This window comes from Microbacterium paraoxydans (assembly GCF_018224615.1).
In the GTDB taxonomy this organism is placed as follows: Bacteria; Actinomycetota; Actinomycetes; order Actinomycetales; family Microbacteriaceae; genus Microbacterium; species Microbacterium paraoxydans_B.
In genome coordinates this window covers 727,111-744,894 of the sequence record NZ_JAGTUK010000001.1, presented here as the reverse complement: position 1 = coordinate 744,894, position 17,784 = coordinate 727,111, and the positions used below count along the sequence as shown (strand labels likewise).

Annotated in this window: 19 protein-coding genes; 7 read left to right on the top strand and 12 right to left on the bottom strand. The window is 70.6% G+C overall.

Translation table 11 applies throughout. From position 1 onward, the window contains the following. Positions 1-48: 48 nt before the first annotated feature. From ccsB to KE274_RS03505, 5 genes are read right to left on the bottom strand one after another with little or no spacing between them, the layout of a single operon-like run. A complete protein-coding gene (gene ccsB, locus KE274_RS03525) occupies positions 49-1,029 on the bottom strand; it encodes a c-type cytochrome biogenesis protein CcsB (protein WP_211541273.1) in 981 nt (326 codons plus the stop codon). 4 nt (positions 1,030-1,033) lie between these two features. Next, entirely contained in the window at positions 1,034-2,800 is a 1,767-nt protein-coding gene (gene resB / locus KE274_RS03520) for a cytochrome c biogenesis protein ResB (RefSeq protein ID WP_307872138.1), read from the bottom strand. A 37-nt stretch (positions 2,801-2,837) separates the two neighbouring features. Then, on the bottom strand, positions 2,838-3,596 hold the full coding sequence (locus KE274_RS03515; protein ID WP_307872137.1) for a cytochrome c biogenesis CcdA family protein: 759 nt from the start codon (positions 3,594-3,596) through the stop codon (positions 2,838-2,840). A 16-nt stretch (positions 3,597-3,612) separates the two neighbouring features. Then, positions 3,613-4,263 (bottom strand): TlpA family protein disulfide reductase, encoded by a 651-nt coding sequence (locus tag KE274_RS03510; protein ID WP_211541271.1) that lies wholly within the window; start codon positions 4,261-4,263, stop codon positions 3,613-3,615. A gap of 56 nt (positions 4,264-4,319) precedes the next feature. Further along, positions 4,320-4,724, bottom strand: a complete 405-nt coding sequence (locus KE274_RS03505) for a MerR family transcriptional regulator (RefSeq protein WP_211541270.1) — start codon at positions 4,722-4,724, stop codon at positions 4,320-4,322. Positions 4,725-4,777: 53 nt separating this feature from the next. On the opposite strand from KE274_RS03505, the gene KE274_RS03500 reads away from it, so the two are divergent. After that, positions 4,778-5,683: an NAD(P)/FAD-dependent oxidoreductase gene (locus KE274_RS03500; protein ID WP_211541269.1), complete on the top strand. Its 906-nt coding sequence runs from the start codon at positions 4,778-4,780 to the stop codon at positions 5,681-5,683. A 39-nt stretch (positions 5,684-5,722) separates the two neighbouring features. Here KE274_RS03500 and KE274_RS03495 read toward each other — a convergent pair whose 3' ends face one another. Then, positions 5,723-6,364 (bottom strand): histidine phosphatase family protein, encoded by a 642-nt coding sequence (locus KE274_RS03495; RefSeq protein WP_211541268.1) that lies wholly within the window; start codon positions 6,362-6,364, stop codon positions 5,723-5,725. 1 nt (position 6,365) lies between these two features. Further along, positions 6,366-6,755, bottom strand: a complete 390-nt coding sequence (locus KE274_RS03490; RefSeq protein WP_211541267.1) for a DUF5684 domain-containing protein — start codon at positions 6,753-6,755, stop codon at positions 6,366-6,368. A 132-nt stretch (positions 6,756-6,887) separates the two neighbouring features. Between KE274_RS03490 and aspS the strand changes: the two genes are divergently transcribed. Further along, positions 6,888-8,669 carry an aspartate--tRNA ligase gene (gene aspS / locus KE274_RS03485; RefSeq protein ID WP_211541266.1) on the top strand — a complete coding sequence of 594 codons (1,782 nt, stop codon included), beginning with the start codon at positions 6,888-6,890 and terminating at the stop codon, positions 8,667-8,669. 21 nt (positions 8,670-8,690) lie between these two features. On the opposite strand, the gene KE274_RS03480 is transcribed toward aspS, so the two are convergent. Beyond that, entirely contained in the window at positions 8,691-9,476 is a 786-nt protein-coding gene (locus tag KE274_RS03480; protein WP_211541682.1) for a sulfite exporter TauE/SafE family protein, read from the bottom strand. Between the two features lie 107 nt (positions 9,477-9,583). Here KE274_RS03480 and KE274_RS03475 point away from each other — a divergent pair, with 107 nt between their 5' ends. From KE274_RS03475 to KE274_RS03455, 5 genes are all read left to right on the top strand, one after another. Beyond that, positions 9,584-10,096 carry a GNAT family N-acetyltransferase gene (locus KE274_RS03475; protein WP_211541265.1) on the top strand — a complete coding sequence of 171 codons (513 nt, stop codon included), beginning with the start codon at positions 9,584-9,586 and terminating at the stop codon, positions 10,094-10,096. Positions 10,097-10,406: 310 nt separating this feature from the next. Further along, positions 10,407-11,552: an ABC transporter substrate-binding protein gene (locus KE274_RS03470; RefSeq protein WP_211541264.1), complete on the top strand. Its 1,146-nt coding sequence runs from the start codon at positions 10,407-10,409 to the stop codon at positions 11,550-11,552. After that, a complete protein-coding gene (locus KE274_RS03465; protein WP_439957707.1) occupies positions 11,549-12,487 on the top strand; it encodes an ABC transporter permease in 939 nt (312 codons plus the stop codon). The genes KE274_RS03470 and KE274_RS03465 overlap by 4 nt, the downstream gene beginning before the upstream one ends. Beyond that, a complete protein-coding gene (locus tag KE274_RS03460) occupies positions 12,484-13,275 on the top strand; it encodes an ABC transporter permease (protein WP_211541262.1) in 792 nt (263 codons plus the stop codon). The genes KE274_RS03465 and KE274_RS03460 overlap by 4 nt, the downstream gene beginning before the upstream one ends. After that, positions 13,272-14,363 (top strand): ABC transporter ATP-binding protein, encoded by a 1,092-nt coding sequence (locus tag KE274_RS03455; RefSeq protein ID WP_211541261.1) that lies wholly within the window; start codon positions 13,272-13,274, stop codon positions 14,361-14,363. The genes KE274_RS03460 and KE274_RS03455 overlap by 4 nt, the downstream gene beginning before the upstream one ends. 65 nt (positions 14,364-14,428) lie before the next feature. Here the strand turns inward: KE274_RS03455 and KE274_RS16740 are convergent, their stop codons facing one another. The 4 genes from KE274_RS16740 to KE274_RS03435 form a co-directional block, all read right to left on the bottom strand. After that, positions 14,429-15,061: a hypothetical protein gene (locus tag KE274_RS16740; RefSeq protein ID WP_307872136.1), complete on the bottom strand. Its 633-nt coding sequence runs from the start codon at positions 15,059-15,061 to the stop codon at positions 14,429-14,431. Positions 15,062-15,366: 305 nt separating this feature from the next. Next, positions 15,367-16,122, bottom strand: a complete 756-nt coding sequence (locus KE274_RS03445) for an amino acid ABC transporter ATP-binding protein (RefSeq protein WP_211541260.1) — start codon at positions 16,120-16,122, stop codon at positions 15,367-15,369. Further along, on the bottom strand, positions 16,119-16,916 hold the full coding sequence (locus KE274_RS03440; protein WP_211541259.1) for an amino acid ABC transporter permease: 798 nt from the start codon (positions 16,914-16,916) through the stop codon (positions 16,119-16,121). The genes KE274_RS03445 and KE274_RS03440 overlap by 4 nt, the downstream gene beginning before the upstream one ends. A 34-nt stretch (positions 16,917-16,950) precedes the next feature. Beyond that, positions 16,951-17,769: a basic amino acid ABC transporter substrate-binding protein gene (locus KE274_RS03435; protein WP_211541258.1), complete on the bottom strand. Its 819-nt coding sequence runs from the start codon at positions 17,767-17,769 to the stop codon at positions 16,951-16,953. Between the last annotated feature and the right edge of the window lie 15 nt (positions 17,770-17,784).

Below are 17,784 nucleotides of genomic sequence, written 5' to 3'. Positions count from 1 at the left end.
GCCGGGGCGTTCGCGTCCGGTCGAGGTCCGCCGCGGGTGAGGCGCCGGTCAGCTCAGGCCGGAGTACGCGTGCAGTCCCTTGAAGAACACGTTGACGATGGTGAAGTTGAAGATCACCGCGGTGAAGCCCACGATCGACAGCCACGCCGAGGGGTTGCCGCGCCAGCCGCGCGTGGCCCGAGCGTGGATGTAGCCCGCGTACAGCACCCAGATCACGAACGTCCAGGTCTCCTTCACGTCGAAGCCCCAGAAGCGGCTCCACGCGTAGTACGCCCAGATGGATCCGGCGATGAGCGTGAAGGTCCACAGGATGAACCCGATGATGGAGAACATGTACGCCAGGCTCTCCAGGCGCTCCGCGGTGGGGAACGTACGGAGGAAGCCGGGACCCGTCTTGGCGGCGCCCTCGCCGAGCAGGCGCTCGCGGCGCGACTGCATCAGCTGGATCACCGACAGCGCGAACGCGAGGGCGAAGAACGCGGTCGCGAGCGACGCCACGAACACGTGGATGATGAGCCACACGCTCTTGAGCGGGTCCATCAGCGGCGAGACCTCGACGTAGAAGTTCGTGGCCCCGAGGCCGAGGAGCACCACCACGAGCCCGGTGATGAACGTGCCGAGGAACCGCAGGTCGAGTCGCGTGAGCACCACGAGGTACACCGCGATGATGAGCAGCGTGCCGACCATCGCGAACTCGTACAGGTTGGCCCAGGGCACCCGGCCGGCGGCGATGCTGCGGGTCACGGTGGCCGCGAGGTGGAACACGAAGCCGAGCACCGTGAGCGAGGTGCCGATGCGCGCCATCACGAAGCGCTGCGGCGCGCCGGTCGCGGCGGGCGTCCCGGTCGCGGAAGCCGTCGTGCCGCGGACGCCGCCCGCAGCCACCAGCTCACCCTCGCGCACCGCGACGGCGTCGGCCGAGGCCTGGGAGCGACGCGCGAGATCGAAGGCGTAGGCCACGAAGGCCGCGGCGTAGATCGCGATCGCAGTCCACAGCAGGACAGGCGAGATCACGTTGAGCTCGAGCATGGTGTCAGTCTACTTTCGGGGTGTCGGCGGCCGGGGGTGCGGTTTCCGCGGACGCGGTCTCGGTCTCCGCGTCGGCGGGGGTGCGGGCGACGGTGCCGCCCGCGGCGTCGAGCAGCCGGGCGTGACCGTCGCGGAGGTCGTCCACGGCCCTGGCGAGCGTCGGATCCTCGCCGCGAGCGAGCGCCGCGTACTCGAGCTCGACCGCACCGTCGGCGGCCGTGGCCTTGACCCACACCCGTCGCCGCGGCACGAACAGCGCGAGCATGAGTCCCGCCAGCGCGAGGATCGCGAAGCCCAGCACGAACACGCCCGACTCGTCGCGGTGGATCTGCAGCGAGGCGAAGCGCTTCACCGACTGCGACACGTCGGTCGCGCCCTCCGGGGACTCGTCCTCGAAGGTGACCGAGCCGAGCCCGTTCGGCAACTGCGCGGTCTCTCCCGGTGCGAGCTCGATCGACTCGACATCGGTCGAGCGGCCCGTGAGCTTGGTCATGTCGGACGTGTCGAGCACGTACACCGACCGCGGCACACCGTCGTTGATGCCGAGGTCGCCCGTGTACACGTCGAGCGTCAGGGTGGGGTTGGTCAGGTCGGGGTAGGCGGAGAAGAACGCGCCGGACTCCAGCACGCCGGTCGTGGGGTAGAAGAACCCGACGAGGCCCACCTGCTCCGCGAGGCCGTCCGGCACCTTGAGCACGCCGAGCGACGTCATGTTGTTGTCCTGCGGGAGGAACGGGGTGCTGCCCGTGAACACCACGTTGCCCTCGGGGTCGCGCACGGTCACGGTCGGCGCGTAGCCGTTGCCGAGCAGGAACACGTCGTCGTCGGCGACACCGAGCGGCTCGTTCACCTTGACGGCGCCCTCGCGCTCCTTCCCGTTCTCCAGGATGGTCATGTTGGCGGAGAAGTCGCCCGCCTGGCCGGAGCCGGGCTCGCCGAACGGCTGGTAGGTCACGTCGAACGAGTCGAGGCGCATGGAGTAGGGCGCGAACGCGTCGTCGCCGACGAAGCGACCGCGGTTCATGGAGTCGTAGTCGAGCAGGGTGTTCGCGAACGTCTCGCCCTCGACCAGCACGCGCTGACCCGTGTACGCGAAGCCGCCGCCCACGCCGATCGTCACGAGCACGCCGACCAGCGCGAGGTGGAACAGCAGGTTGCCCGTCTCACGCCAGTAGCCCCGCTCGGCCGACACCGAGAACGTGCGGCCGCGGTCGTAGCGCTCCACGCGGTAGCCGAGCGCCTTGAGCTGCTTCGTCGCGACGTCGACCGCGGCGGCCGCCTCCGCCTGCGCGTCCCCCGTGCCCGTGCCCGTGCCGGCGACCGGCTCGCGGGTGACCGAGCGGTAGTCCTCCAGCCGCTGCAGCCGGGCGGGGGTGCGCGGCGGCCGTGCCCGGAGCGCCTTGGCGTGGTGCTTGATGCGCGGGATCACGCAGCCCACGAGCGACGTGAACAGCAGCAGGTAGATGGCGGAGAACCACGGCGACAGGTAGACGTCGAACAGCTTCAGGTTGTCGAGGATCGGGAACAGGTCGGGGTTGTCCCGCTCCCACTGCGTGACGCCGTTCGGGTCGGCCATGCGCTGCGGGAAGATCGAGCCGGGGATCGCCGCGATCGCCAGCACGAGCAGCAGGATCAGCGCGGTGCGCATCGACGTGAGCTGACGCCACCCCCACCGCAGCCAGCCGACGACGCCGAGGCGCGGCTGGGTGATCGAGTCGTCGCCGTCGACGTGGTCGGACGGACGGAGCGGATCGCTGGAGTCGCTGTTCACGGCACCCTTGTTCTTCGTCGTGGTGTGCTCTGCGCGGTCAGAGCGGGAGGATGACACTGCCGATCACCGCCGTCAGCCGGGACATGATGTCGGTCCACAGTCCGGTCACCATCAGCAGACCGAGCAGGATGAGCATGACCCCGCCCACGACGTTGACCACGCGCACGTGACGGCGCAGGAAGCCGATGGCCCTGGTCGCCCAGCCGAAGCCGAGCGCGACCAGCAGGAACGGGATCCCGAGGCCGAGCGAGTACGCCAGGCCGAGGAACCCCGCGCGCACGGGGTCGCCCGCGTTGAAGGACAGCGCCAGGATCGCGGCGAGCGTGGGGCCCATGCAGGGCGCCCAGCCGATGCCGAGTGCGACGCCCAGGAGCGGTGCCCCGATGATGCCGGCCTTGGAGTCGACGTGGAAGCGGTATTCGCGCTGCGCGAAGCCGAACAGGCCGAGGAACACCAGGCCCATGGCGATGATCACGACGCCGAGGATGCGCGTGATGAGGTCGCCCCAGCGCAGCAGGAAGGCCCCGGCGGTGCCCCCGAGCACGGTGAACAGGATGAAGACGAGCGTGAAGCCGAGGATGAACAGCAGCACGCCCAGGACGAGGCGACTGCGGGTCGCGGTCTGCGCAGTGCCGTCGGCCGCGCCGCGCGGAGTGACGGCTCCGCCGAGAAACCCGAGGTAGCCGGGCACGAGCGGCAGCACGCACGGCGACAGGAACGACACGAGCCCGGCGAGCATCGCCACGGGCAGCGCGAGCCAGAGAGCGCCGGAGCCGATGATGACGTCGGGGTTCACGGCGCCTCCGCGCGGGTCACGAGTCCTCCGCGAGCGCGTCCTTGACGAGCGTGGAGAGCACGGAGGTGCCGTCGATCGGGCCGATGATCTTCGCGGCGACCCGGCCCTGCTTGTCGAGCACGAGCGTGGTGGGGGTGGCCGAGATCGGCACGGCCTCGGCGAACGCGAGCTTGGCCTCGGCGGTGTCGACATCGATCAGGCTCGGGTAGGTGACGCCGTATTCCTGCGCGAACGCGGTGGCCGTGTCGGCCTGGTCGCGGGTGTTGATGCCGATGAAGGAGACGCCCTGGTCTTCGTAGGTCTTCCAGACGCTCTCCAGATCGGCGGCCTCGAGGCGGCACGGCGCACAGCCGGCGTACCAGAAGTTGACCACCGTGACGTCGCCGGCGACGTCGGCGCTGTCGAAGTCGTCGCCGGATTCGGTGACCCCGCCGAACTGGACCGGCTCGCCGCGTTCGGCGACCGGGATCTCGACGATCGCGCCGTCCGCGGCGACGTAGCCGGTGTTCTCCCCGTTGAGGAAGGACTCGCTGACCGCGTCGGGGGCACAGGCGGTCAGGCCGACGGCGAGCACCGCGGCGAACGCGGCTCCGACCGCACGGCGGGCATGCCGGGGGTGGGAGGTGCGGCCGCGGCGAATCGGGTGGATTCTGGAGGCGAGGGGCACGGCTCCGAGTTTACGCAGAGCATCCTATGCATCGGCCGGGTACCCCCCGGGGGGAATCAGAGCCGCGCGAGCACGTCGGCGACGCTCGCGCGGAATCGCGGACAGGTGGCGATGTCGTGCGCGCGGCAGTCCATCGCGTGCTCCGTCATCTCTTTCGACCGCCGCATCTCGTTCATGCGCCGGTCGAGGTCGTCGAGGTGCTGTTGCAGCACCTGGTGCCGGCCGGCGCTGCTGTCGTCGAGCAGCACGGCGATCTGCTCGAGGCTCATGCCCGCCGCCTTGCTGCGCTGGATGACCGCGATCCGCACGACCTCGCCCTCGCCGTAGCGCCGCCGCCCCGCCGCGTCGCGGGCCGGACGCAGCAGCCCCACCGATTCCCAGTGCCGCAGCACGTGGGTGGGCAGCTCGAAGCGGGCGGCGACCTCGCCGACGGACCAGGGGTGGCTGTCGCTTGACTTCATGTTGACATGAAGTCACACACTGGCCGGGAAGGCAACACGAGAGGACGAAAACCATGCACGACGCGATCGTGATCGGGGCGGGACCGGCCGGGCTCCAGGCGGCACTGACCCTCGGACGCATGCACCGCAGCGCGCTGCTACTCGACTCGGGCGAGTACCGCAACGGCACGGTGCAGCACATGCACAACATGATCGGAGAGGACGGCACTCCCCCCGCCGAGCTGCGCCGCCGGGCCAGGGCCGAACTCGCGGCGTACGACACCGTGGCCGTCCGCGACACCGCGGCCCAGCGCATCGACGGATCGGCGGACGAGGGCTTCCGGGTGACGCTCGCCGACGGCACGGTCGAGCACGGTCGGCGTGTGGTGCTCGCGACCGGGATCGCCGACGATCTCCCCGCGGTGCCGGGCCTCGCGCCGCTGTGGGGGCTGCGCGCCTTCAGCTGCCCGTTCTGCGACGGTCACGAGCACGCGGGCCGCCCCATCGCGATCCTCGGCGCGGCGCCGCGCGCGCAGCACCTGATCGGGATGCTCGGCCCCATCGTCGGCGAGATCACGGTGGTCCCGGCGGATGCACCCTTCGGCGACGACGACCGCGCGCTGCTGGAGGGCCTCGGCGTGCGGATCACCGGCCCCGCGGTCGAGGTCTCGGAGCATGACGCCGGGGTGCGGGTGCGCACGGCGGACGGCGACCTCGACGTGGCCGGGGTGTTCGTGGCGGCGGTCTCGATGCGCCAGCGCGCGCCGTTCGCAGCCGACCTGGGGCTGCGGATGCTCGAGTCGGGGTCCGTCGAGATCGACGAGCTCGGCCGCACGTCGGTTCCCGGGGTATATGCGGCGGGCGACCTCGCGCATCGGGCGACCCTCCCCGGCCCCATGGCCGCGGTGCTCCTCGCCGCCGCAGCCGGTCAGCTCGCGGCGATCGGCATCATCCGGTCGCTCCTGGAGGACGCGCACTGAGCCCGGGGCCGAGGGTGCGCGCGGGGACGGCGGTGCGGGTCAGACCGCGCCGACGTCGACCGCGTCGCCCGTGGCCGCCGGCTCGGCGTACGCGACCTCGCGCCACACGTCGCCCACGCGCTCGAACGAGGTGACGCTCGACAGGGCGCAGCGCCGCGTGCGGGGGTCGTGCTGCAGCGGCAGTCCCGCCACGCGCAGGTGCGTGATCCAGATCGGCGCCTGGTGCGACACCATCACGATGTCGCCGTCGGTCGTGCCCTCGGCCGCGGCTGTCCACGCCTCGTCCATCACGCCGAGCATGCGCTCCGCGATCGAGGCGTACGGCTCGCCCCAGCTCGGCAGCGACGGCTGCCGCAGATGCCACCAGTTGAGCGGGTTCATCAGCGAGCGCCGCATGCGCGTTCCCTCGAACACGTTCGTGGGCTCGATCAGCCGGATGTCGATCTCCGGCACGAGGTCGAAGCGCTCGGCGAACGGCTCGGCCGACTCCTGCGCGCGTTCCAGCGGCGAGGCGTACAGCGCCGCGACGGGGTCGCCGAGCTGCGCCACGTGCGCGGCCGCCGACGCCGCCATGCCGCGACCCGCGCGGCTCAGGTGGTAGTCGGGCAGCCGGCCGTACAGCACGCGAGCGGGGTTGTGCACCTCGCCGTGCCGCACGAGGTGCAGTCGCGACGCCGTCACGTCAGACCTCGCGGTAGCGGGACTCGCCGAAGCCGAGGATCAGGTAGCCGATGTAGGGGAAGAGGAACAGCAGGAAGAAGGAGAAGACGCCGCCCTTGCCGAAGCGCGCGCCGAGCTTGAACGCCACGATCACGCCGAGGATGAAGTTGGCGATCGGGACGAGGTAGAGCAGCGCGAACCAGCCCGACAGACCGGCGATCTTCACCAGGAACACCACGTTCACGATCGGGATGATCGCGAGGATGCCCGGGTAGCCCGCCTTCGTGAACACCTTCCACAGTCCGACGACGACGAGGATGTAGAAGATCAGGGCGATGAGGCCCGTGGTACCGGAGAAGATGGCGCCGAACAGATCGGGCAGTCCGTTGCCGTCGGAGATGGAGAGGTTCATGGGGGTTCGCCTTTCGTCCTCGCGATCCTACTGACCGTTCGGCTCCGCGGCGGGGCGACCGGGCCGGGGAGGGCCGGGACGCCCGCGTAGACTGGGCGGGTTCATCTTTCCCCGGATCAGGAGGAATCCTCCGTGCTGCGCACCCACTCCGCAGGCTCCCTGCGCGCCGAGAACATCGGTCAGACCGTCACCCTCACCGGGTGGGTCGATCGTCGTCGTGACCACGGAGGCGTCGCGTTCATCGATCTGCGGGATGCCTCGGGCATCGCGCAGGTGGTCATCCGCGACGAGGAGGTCGCGCACCCGCTGCGCAACGAGTTCGTGCTCAAGGTCACGGGCGAGGTCGCGCAGCGCCCCGAGGGCAACGCCAACCCCAACCTGCCGTCCGGGGAGATCGAGGTCATCGCGGCCGAGGTCGAGGTGCTGAACGAGTCGGCCCCGCTGCCCTTCCAGGTGTCCACGGCCCTCGCCGACACCGAGACCGTGGGCGAGGAGGCGCGTCTCAAGTACCGCTACCTCGACCTGCGCCGTCCGGCCGCGGCGTCCGCGCTGCGCCTGCGCTCCGACGTGTACAAGGCCATCCGCGACGTGCTGCACGCCGACGGCTTCACCGAGGTCGAGACGCCGACCCTCACCCGCTCCACGCCGGAGGGTGCGCGCGACTTCGTGGTTCCGGCGCGACTGCACCCGGGCAGCTGGTACGCGCTGCCCCAGTCGCCGCAGCTGTTCAAGCAGCTGCTGATGGTGGGCGGCGTGGAGAAGTACTTCCAGATCGCGCGCTGCTACCGCGACGAAGACTTCCGCGCCGACCGTCAGCCCGAGTTCACGCAGCTCGACATCGAGATGAGCTTCGTCGACCAGGAAGACGTGATCGCCCTGATGGAGTCGCTCATCGTGGCGATGTGGCAGACGATCGGCGTGGAGGTGCAGACGCCGCTGCCGCGCATCACCTACGCCGACGCGATGGCGAAGTACGGCTCCGACAAGCCCGACCTGCGCTTCGGGCTCGAGCTGGTCGAGGCGACCGAGTACTTCGCGAACACCCCGTTCCGCGTGTTCCAGGCCGAGTACGTGGGCGCGGTGCGCATGCCCGGCGGCGCCTCGCAGCCGCGCAAGGTGCTCGACGCGTGGCAGGACTGGGCCAAGCAGCGCGGCGCGCGCGGCCTCGCCTACGTGCTGTTCAACGAGGACGGGACGCTGGGCGGCCCCGCCGCGAAGAACCTGTCCGAGGCGGAGCAGTCCGGGCTCGCCGAGCTCGTGGGCGCGGAGCCCGGGGACTGCGTGTTCTTCGCCGCCGGCTCCACCAAGGAGAGCCGGGCACTGCTCGGCGCCGCCCGTGTGGAGATCGGCCGCCGCCTGGGCTACCTGAACCCGGACGAGTTCGCGTTCACCTGGGTGGTCGACGCGCCGATGTTCGAGCCGGCCGCCGACGCGGTGGCCTCGGGCGACGTCGCCGTCGGCGCGGGGGCGTGGACGGCCGTGCACCACGCGTTCACCGGCCCGAAGCCCGAGTTCGAGGACACGTTCGACACCGACCCGGGCTCGGCGCTCGCCTACGCGTACGACATCGTGTGCAACGGCTCCGAGCTCGGCGGCGGCTCGATCCGCATCCACCGCGAAGACGTGCAGAAGCGGGTGTTCGAGGTCATGGGCATCAGCGACGAGGTGGCGCAGGAGCAGTTCGGGTTCCTGCTCGACGCGTTCAAGTTCGGTGCTCCCCCGCACGGCGGCATCGCGCTCGGCATGGACCGCGTGCTGCAGCACCTGTCGAAGACCGAGTCGATCCGCGATGTCATCGCGTTCCCGAAGTCGGGCAACGGCTACGACCCGCTCACCTCCGCGCCCGCACCGATCACGCCGGAGCAGCGCGCCGAGGCCGGGGTCGACTACGAGCCCGACGACGACGCGGCCTGAGCCGCCCGGCCCCGCCCTTCCTCAGAGCCCGAGCGCGGCCAGCGCGGGGACGATGTTCTCGTTCCACACGTCCACGCCGAGCTTGGCGATCAGCGCCACCACGACCACGAGGAACACCACGCGGATGAAGGTCGTGCCGCGCGAGATCGCCATGCGCGACCCGAGGTAGCTGCCCGCGACGTTGGCGACCGCGAGGATGCCGCCCAGCAGCCACAGCACCGAGCCGTGCGGGATGAACAGCAGCAGCGCGCCGAGGTTCGTGGCGAGGTTCACGATCTTCGCCTTCGCGCTCGCCTGCAGGAAGTCGTAGCCGAGCAGCGCGACGAGGGTGATCACGAGGAACGTCCCGGTGCCCGGACCGATCATGCCGTCGTAGAACCCGATGCCGAGGCCCGCGAGACCCGCCATGAGGTGGTGCTTGTGGCCGTGGAACCGCAGCTGCGTCGCCGCACCGAGCTGCGGGCGGAGGGCCGTGAACAGGGCGACCGCGAGCAGCGCGACCACGATGATGGGCTTGAACGCGGCGGGCGGCAGGACCGTGGCGACCGCGGCTCCGCCGAACGAGCCGAGCAACGCGACGGCAGCCATGGGCAGCGCCGTGCGGATGTCGGGTCTCGCTCGGCGGTAGTAGGTGATGCTGCTCGTGGCGGTACCGAACACCGACGCGAGCTTGTTGGTCGCGAGGGCCTGCACGGGGGCGATGCCGGGGATGAGCAGCAGCACGGGCAGCTGCAGCAGTCCGCCACCGCCCACGACCGCATCGATCCAGCCGGCGCCGAACGCCGCGACGATCACGAGGATCAGCATCCCCCAGGTGAGCTGCTCGAGCCCGAGCACGGTGCCGATATCCACCCGGCCATGATTCCAGAGACCCCGCCCCGCTCTGGAATCCGCCCCGCTGGCAGACTGGTGGCATGCTCGACGCGCTCCCGCTGCCCTTCCCGTTCCCGTCCCGCGCTGGTGAGGCCGTGCTGCGCCGGGCCACCCTCGACGACGCGGATGCGGTGATCGCGTTGCTCGCCGACGACCCCATCAGTGCGGCCCGCGGCGACGTGGCCTCCGAGGAGGACCGCCCGGCGTATGAGCGCGGTCTGCGCGAGATCCTGGCCGAACCGTCGAACGACCTGCTCGTGGTCGAGCTCGGCGGTGCCGTGGTGGGCACGCTGCAGCTCACGTCGATCCCCGGCATGGCGCGTCGCGGTGCCCGGCGCCTGCTGGTCGAGGCCGTGCGCGTGCGCACCGACCTGCGCTCGGCGGGCATCGGCTCGGCCGGGATGCGCTGGGTCGGCGAGCAGGCTGCGCCCGCGCTCGGCGCCGCAATGGTGCAACTGACCTCCGATGCCGCCCGCACCGATGCGCACCGCTTCTACGAGCGCCTCGGCTACGTCGGCTCGCACCGCGGTTTCAAGCTCGCCGTCCCCCGCTGATCGGCGAACCGCGCCCCTCTTGCCCGCTCCGCACCCCGCGTGACATGCTGTCCTGCGGATTGAGCTGTCGATCGCGGGGGTCGGCGGACTCCCAGACGGGTGCCGCCTTTCCATCCTCCCCCTCGGCGCGCACCCGGCGGGGCGTCCTCCCGTCCGGGGGGTACGGGGGGCGCCCCTGCCGCGAGACCCGTCCGCCACCGAGCGGACACCGTCCGTTCACCCGCGCCGCCACGAGCGGCAACCTCCGACTCGTAGTGTCCTCTCGCAACCCGACCCCGGCGAACCCGCGCCGGACATCGAGAGGACACTCATGGCACGCTTCACCCGCCGCGCGCGCATCGGCGCCGGCATCGCCCTCGCCACCTCGGCCGCGCTCGCACTGAGCGCCTGCTCCGGCGCCGCCGACGCGTCGGGCTCCGGCGCCGGCGACTCCGACGTCGACGCCGCGACCGCGACGTCGGTCGCCGACTTCGGCACGTTCGCCGATCTGGAGGCCGCGGCCAAGGCCGAGGGGCAGCTCAATGTCATCGCGCTTCCGCGGGACTGGGCGAACTACGGAGAGATCCTCGACCTGTTCGCGGAGAAGTACCCGGAGATCACGATCAACGAGGCCTCGCCCGACGTCTCCAGCGCGGAGGAGATCCAGGCCGCCGAGACCAACAAGGGCCTCGACACGGCGCCCGACGTGTTCGACCTCGGCCTGACGGTGGCCCTGCAGAACACCGACGCCTTCGCGCCGTACACCGTGCAGACGTGGGACGACATCCCCGACGAGCTCAAGGAACCGTCCGGGCTGTTCGTGGGCGACTACGGCGGGTACATGTCGATCGGCTACGACTCGTCGAAGTACGACGCTCCGTCCGAGCTCTCCGACCTGCTGTCGGCCGACTACAAGGGCGCGGTCGCGATCAACGGCGACCCCACGCAGGCCGGGGCCGCGTTCGCCGCGGTCGGACTCGCCACCGTCCAGTCGGACGGCACGCTCGACGACTTCCAGCCGGGCATCGACTTCTTCTCCGAGCTGCAGAAGGCGGGCAACCTGCTGAAGGTCGACGTCACCACGGCGACGATCGCGAGCGGGGAGACCCCGGTCGTGTTCGACTGGGACTACCTGAACGCCGCGCACACCGCGGACAACCCCGACTGGAAGGTCGTCGTGCTCGACGGCACCGGTTACGCGGGCTACTACAACCAGGCCATCAACGTCGATGCCCCGCACCCGGCCGCCGCACGCCTGTGGCAGGAGTTCCTGTACAGCGACGAGGTGCAGAACCTCTGGCTGAAGGGTGGCGCCCGCCCGGTGCGCATGGAGGCCATGACGGAGGCGGGCACGATCGACGCCGACCTCGCGGCCGCGCTGCCGGAGGCACCGGAGAAGACCGTGGTGCCGACCGAGGAGCAGTCGACGAGCGCCGGCACGCTGCTCGGTGAGAAGTGGGCCGCGGCGGTCCAGTGACCACCGTCGTCGCACCGGGGGCGGACGTCGCGGCGTCCGCCCCCGCCGCCCCCGCCGGGTCCTCGCACGACGCGAGGGCCCGGCGGTCCGCACCCTCGGTCGCGTGGCTGGGCCTCGTTCCCTTCGCCGCGTATGTGCTGCTGTTCCTCGCCGTCCCGACCGTGCTGGCGGTGGGCTCCGGATTCTTCGACGGCGACGGCGCCTTCACGTGGACGAACGTCGCGGCGCTCGGCGACCCGGTCGTGCTCCGGACCTTCGCGAACTCGGCCGGGCTGTCGCTGCTCACGGCCCTGGTCGGCGCGGTGCTGGGCGCCCTGGTCTGCTACGCGCTGCTCGGTGCGAACCCGGAGGGGGCCGTGCGCCAGGCCGTCGACGCCGCGGCCGGCGTCCTCGCCCAGTTCGGCGGGGTGATGCTGGCGTTCGCGTTCATCGCCACGATCGGCATCCAGGGCGTCGTCACGGTGTTCCTGCGCGACACGTTCGGCCTCGACATCTTCGCGAACGGCACGTGGCTGTACGAGCTGCCGGGCCTCGTCCTCCCCTACATCTACTTCCAGGTGCCGCTCATGGTCATCACGTTCATGCCCGCTCTCGCCGCCCTCCAGCCGCAGTGGGCCGAGGCCAACCTCACGCTCGGCGGCACGCGAGCCAGCTTCTGGCTGCGTATCGGCCTTCCGGTGCTGGCGCCGTCGTTCCTCGCCAGCCTGCTGCTGCTGTTCGCGAACGCCTTCTCGTCGTACGCGACCGCGGCGGCCCTCGCCAGCCAGGGCTCGCAGATCGTGCCGCTGCAGATCCGTACGGCTCTCACGAGCGAGACGCTGCTGGGCAGGGAGAACCTCGCGGGCGCGCTCGCGCTCGGCATGATCGTGGTGGTCGGGGTGGTCATGGCGCTCTACTCGCTGGTGCAGCGCCGAGCCGCACGGTGGCAGTCGTGAACCGGCTCGCCCCCTCCCGGGCCACGCGCTGGGTGATCGGCGTGATCGTCGGCGCCTTCTTCGCGGTACCGCTCGTGTCGACGTTCCTGTTCACCCTCCGCGGTGCCGACGGCCCGTCGTTCGAGCGGTGGGCCTCCCTGTTCGACCCGGCGTCCGCGTCGTCGCTGAAACCGATCTGGACGGGTCTCGGCAACTCGCTGATCCTCGCCGTGGTCACGGTCGCGATCGTCCTGCTGGTGCTCGCCCCGACGATGATCCTGGTGAACCTGCGCTTCCCGCGGCTCAGGCCCGCATTCGAGTTCGTCGCTCTGCTGCCGATCTCGATCCCCGCGATCGTGCTGGTCGTAGGACTCGCACCCCTCTACCTGCAGATCGGCCGCTCGCTGGGCACCGGCACCTGGACGCTGGCGTTCGCCTATGGCATCACGGTGCTGCCGTTCGCGTTCCGTTCGATCCAGGCCGCGATCGACGCGGCCGACCTGCGCACGCTGACCGAGGCGGCCCGCTCCCTGGGGGCGAGCTGGCCGACCGTGGTGCTCCGCGTGCTCGCGCCGAACCTCCGGCAGGGACTGCTGGCCGCGTCGCTCCTGTCGATCGCCGTGGTCCTCGGCGAGTTCACGATCGCGTCCCTCCTCAACCGTCCGGTGTTCCAGACGGCCATGCTCGTGGTGCAGAAGCAGGATCCGTACGCGCCGGCGATCTTCACCCTGCTGGCCCTGCTCCTCGTGTTCCTCCTGCTCCTCCTGATCGGCCGCGTCGCCCGCGGCACTCGAAAGGCCCACTCATGACCCTCGACCACGCCCTCCCCCGCACGAAGGACAACCTGCTGCTCGCGCGTGCCGGCGAGGGCACCCGCGTACAGCTCCAGGGCATCGTGAAGCGCTACGGGAGCACGACCGTGCTGCACGGCGTCGACCTCGACATCGCCCCGGGTGAGTTCGTGTCGCTGCTCGGCCCGTCCGGGTGCGGCAAGACCACGCTGCTGCGGGTGCTCGCGGGGCTGGAGGGCGCCGAGGGCGGCGCGGTGCTGCTCGGCGGCGCAGACGTCTCGCGCGTGCCGACCAACAAGCGCGACATCGGCATGGTGTTCCAGTCGTATTCGCTGTTCCCGCACCTGCGCGTGGCGGACAACACGGCGTTCGGGTTGCGTCGTCGCGGGGTCGGGAAGGCGGAGGCGGGGCGGCGGTCGCTCGACGCGCTCGCACTCGTGGGACTCGCCGAGCTCGCCGACCGGTTCCCGCATCAGCTCTCCGGCGGCCAGCAGCAGCGCGTCGCCCTCGCCCGCGCGCTGGTCACGGAGCCGCGCGTGCTGCTGCTGGACGAGCCGCTGTCGGCGCTCGACGCCAAGGTACGCGTGCAGCTGCGCGACGAGATCCGCCGCATCCAGCTCCGGCTCGGCATCACCACGGTGTTCGTCACGCACGACCAGGAGGAGGCGCTGGCGGTGTCGGACCGCATCGCCGTGATGAACTCCGGGCGCATCGAGCAGATCGGGACTCCCGAGGAGCTCTACACGGCTCCGTCCACGGCGGGCGTCGCCGCGTTCGTGGGGCTGTCGAGCGTGGTGTCGGGTGTCGCGGACGGCGACCACGTGATGGTGTGGGGACAGCGCCTGCCGTTGCAGTCCCCGGCGGACGGCCCGGTCGACGTGTACCTGCGGCCGGAGAACGTGCACTTCGCGTCGGAGGCCGACGGGGCGACCGACGCCCTGGTCGAGGAGAGCACGTTCCTCGGCAGCATGCGCCGCACCCTGGTGCGCACGGAGTCGGGCGAGCTCGTGCGCGTGCAGCACGCCCCCGGTGTGCATCCTGCCTATGGCGACCGCGTCCGTATCGCGGTCGCCCCGGAGCCGGTCGTGGTGCACCCGCGCGGCTGAGCCGCACCCGGGCACGCGAAGACCTCCCGTCGGGTGGACGGGAGGCCTTCGTCGTCGCTGCGGCGTCAGATGGTGATGTCGGCCGCGATGCCCGCGAGTTTGTGACGCGCGAGTGCCAGGTTCGCCTTGGCCCTGTCGAGCACGAGGTAGACGAACAGCCCTGCGTTCCCGCCCCCGAGCACGTTGATCAGGTGGTACTGATCGTCGAGCGTGATGAGGATGTCGTCGAGAGCGCTCGTGATGCCGAGCTCCTTCATGGTCTGCAGCTTGGCCCGCACGACGTTCGAGTTCCCGGCCGCGGCGACGCTCAGGTCGAAGGCGGGGTGTCCGCCCTCGGCGAGCGCCATGCCCGATGCCGAGTCGACGATGGCGACGCCGATCACGCCGTCGATCGCCAGCAGCTGCTGTACCGCGTCTTGCAGATGTGTCATCTCTACTCCCTCGTGTTCGTCGTGATCGACGAGCGTGCTGTCGAGCGAGGGTCCTCGCTCGGGAACGGGCGCGTCCAGGAGGCGCGCGATCGGGTCGTCGCCGATGGACGCTGGGGGCCGAAGCAGGGGGCGCGGCGGGGGTGGCGGGATGAACAGGTCCTCGAGCGCCTGCAGCGCCTCGTCGGCGTGCAGGATCGGCGCGGACGCCGGTCCCTCCTGCGCGCTCCTCGCTGCGATGCCCTGTCGACGGCGGCCGAACATCCCCATCGGCTCCCCCTTTTCGCACACGCCGCCGCAGCGGTCCCCCACGGACCGGTGCGACGACAATCCCCAGAACGTCGATCGCCCCGCCGACCGACACGCCCACGTTACCCGGCGGGCGCGCGGATTCCCGCGCCGGACAAGTGCTGTATATCGGGTGGGGTCCGGGTTCTTCCGCGTCCGCGCGCCTCCCGATCATCGTGGCCGGCACCGCCGGGGGCGAGCGATCATCGGCACCGGCCGACCGCTCCGCACATGCACGAGCCCCCTGCCGCCACCGGCGGTGGCAGGGGGCCCGGGCACGCGCGAGGTCAGAGAACGCGCGAGAGGAAGTCCTTGGTGCGCTGGTGCTGCGGGTTCCCCAGCACCTCGCGCGGGTCGCCCTCCTCGACGATGTGCCCGCCGTCCATGAAGATCAGCCGCGACCCGACCTCGCGCGCGAAGCCCATCTCGTGGGTCACGACGAGCATGGTCATCCCCTCGTCCGCGAGCGACCGCATGACCGACAGCACCTCGCCGACCAGCTCCGGGTCGAGCGCCGACGTGGGCTCGTCGAACAGCATCATGTCGGGGTTCATGCACAGGGCCCTGGCGATCGCGACGCGCTGCTGCTGCCCGCCCGAGAGGTGGCCCGGATACGCGTCGGCCTTCTGGGCGAGCCCCACGCGCTCGAGCATCGCGTGGGCGACCTTCTCCGACTCCGCCTTCGACCGCTTCTTCACCCGCTGCTGCGCGATCGTGAGGTTGCCCAGCACGCTCAGGTGCGGGAACAGGTTGAAGCTCTGGAACACCATGCCGATGCGCGTGCGGACGCGATCGATGTCGATGTCGGGGTCGGTGATGTCGATGCCCTCGATCAGCACCTTGCCGCCGGTCGGCTCCTCGAGCAGGTTCACCGAGCGCAGCAGCGTGGACTTGCCCGAGCCAGACGGCCCGATCACGCACACCACCTCGCCGGCGGTGACGGTCAGGTCGATGCCCTTGAGCACCTCGTTGTCGCCGAAGGTCTTCACGAGCCCCTGGATGTCGATCGCGGGCGCGTGGACGTCGATCAGGTCGGTGGTCATCGGCTCCTCGCCATCCGTCGCTCCAGCCACGCGCTGAAGCGCGTGAGGGGGATCGTCACGATCAGGTACAGGATCGCCGCCATGATCAGCGGCGTCCCGTTCGCGTTCTGCGTCGCAGCGTCCCGGGCGAAGTTCGTGAGCTCCTTCGACCAGATGAACGACCCGGCGATGAACAACAGCGACGTGTCCTTGAGGAGCAGCACGAACTCGTTCGTGAGCGGCGGGATGATGATGCGGAAGCCCTGCGGCACCACGATCCAGAACGTGGTCTTCATGGGCGACATGCCCAGCGACCGCGCGGCCTCGGTCTGCCCCTTCGGCACCGCCTGGAGGCCGGCCCTGATCGTCTCGGCCATGTACGCCGAGGCCACCAGGATGAGGCCGATCAGGCCGAGGACCACCGGGCCTCCCAGCTTGGTGGCCGGCACCCCGAGGCCGATGGGGATGATGAACGCGATCGCGAAGATCGTCAGGATCGCCGGGAGTCCCCGGAACAGCTCGATCCACGCCGTCGCGATCCACCGGAACGGGCCGATGGTCGAGAGCTTCATGAGCGCCAGCAGGACGCCGAGCAGCAGTCCGCCGACGAACGCCACGGCCGTGAACCAGAGGGTGTTCACGAGTCCCGTCGTGATGATGCCCGGAAGCATCTTCGCGGCGATCTCCGGGTTGAAGTAGAGCTTCGCGATCCGCGACCAGTCGGTGCTGATCGCCGCCCACAGCACGATGGCGATCAGCACCGCATAGACGGTGTAGCGGTACAGCTTGCTCTTGGTGGTGCGCCTCAACGCCATTGTCAAGGTCCTCCCGACCGACTCAGTTCCGTCTTCAGTTGGCCGTGAAGTACTCGTCGTAGATCTTCTGGTACTCGCCGTTGTCGCGCAGGTCCTTCAGCGCCCCGTTGACGGCCTCGAGCAGGGCGTCCTTCTCCCCCTTCGCGAAGGCGAAGCCGTACGACTCGTCGGTCTCGTACGTCTCGACGATCTTGTAGGCGGAGTCGGCCTTCTCGTGCTCGAGGTTCACCGGCTGGTCCTGCAGGATCGCGTCGATCTGCCCCGCCTGCATGGCCGGCCACAGCTCGCCGTCGGAGGGGTACTGCACGAGCTGCGCGCCCTTGGCGTTCTCCCTCGCGTAGCTCTCGCCCGTGGTGCCCTGCTGCACGCCGACGTTCTTGCCGGACAGGTCGTCGATCGACTCGATGCCCGAGTCGGTGCGCACGAGGAGCGACTGCAGCGAGTCGTAGTACGGGTCGGAGAAGTCGATGTTCGCCTTGCGCTCATCGGTGATGGTCATGGCCGAGGCGCCGATGTCGCACTGGCCCGCCGCCAGCGTGGTGCCCGACTGCAGTGCGTCGAAGCCCACGTCCTGCACCGAGAGCTTGAGGTCGAGCTGCTTCGCGATGGCGCCCAGCAGGTCGATGTCGAAGCCGGAGTACCCGCTCTCGGCGTTCGCGTCCTCCACCTCGAACGGAGGGTAGGGGACGTCGGAGCAGACGGTGAGCGTGCCGGGCTCGATCAGGCCGTACTCGTCGCCGGCCGCCGGCTCTCCGCCGCTGCCCGCATCGGATGATCCGGTGGCGCAGCCGGCGAGTGCGAGGGTGGCGGTGGCCGCGAGTGCGAGGCCGGCGAAGAGGGTACGACGGGGCATGTCGGCTCCAGGGGT

Coding starts and splice junctions, on each gene's coding strand:
- KE274_RS03505 (WP_211541270.1), bottom strand. CDS start 4,724: ATGAAGTCAAGCGACAGCCACCCCTGGTCCGTCGGCGAGGTCGCCGCC.
- KE274_RS03490 (WP_211541267.1), bottom strand. CDS start 6,755: ATGAACCTCTCCATCTCCGACGGCAACGGACTGCCCGATCTGTTCGGC.
- KE274_RS03440 (WP_211541259.1), bottom strand. CDS start 16,916: ATGGCGTTGAGGCGCACCACCAAGAGCAAGCTGTACCGCTACACCGTC.
- KE274_RS16740 (WP_307872136.1), bottom strand. CDS start 15,061: ATGGGGATGTTCGGCCGCCGTCGACAGGGCATCGCAGCGAGGAGCGCG.
- KE274_RS03500 (WP_211541269.1), top strand. CDS start 4,778: ATGCACGACGCGATCGTGATCGGGGCGGGACCGGCCGGGCTCCAGGCG.
- KE274_RS03455 (WP_211541261.1), top strand. CDS start 13,272: ATGACCCTCGACCACGCCCTCCCCCGCACGAAGGACAACCTGCTGCTC.
- KE274_RS03480 (WP_211541682.1), bottom strand. CDS start 9,476: ATGCTGATCCTCGTGATCGTCGCGGCGTTCGGCGCCGGCTGGATCGAT.
- KE274_RS03435 (WP_211541258.1), bottom strand. CDS start 17,769: ATGCCCCGTCGTACCCTCTTCGCCGGCCTCGCACTCGCGGCCACCGCC.
- KE274_RS03445 (WP_211541260.1), bottom strand. CDS start 16,122: ATGACCACCGACCTGATCGACGTCCACGCGCCCGCGATCGACATCCAG.
- ccsB (WP_211541273.1), bottom strand. CDS start 1,029: ATGCTCGAGCTCAACGTGATCTCGCCTGTCCTGCTGTGGACTGCGATC.
- KE274_RS03470 (WP_211541264.1), top strand. CDS start 10,407: ATGGCACGCTTCACCCGCCGCGCGCGCATCGGCGCCGGCATCGCCCTC.
- KE274_RS03475 (WP_211541265.1), top strand. CDS start 9,584: ATGCTCGACGCGCTCCCGCTGCCCTTCCCGTTCCCGTCCCGCGCTGGT.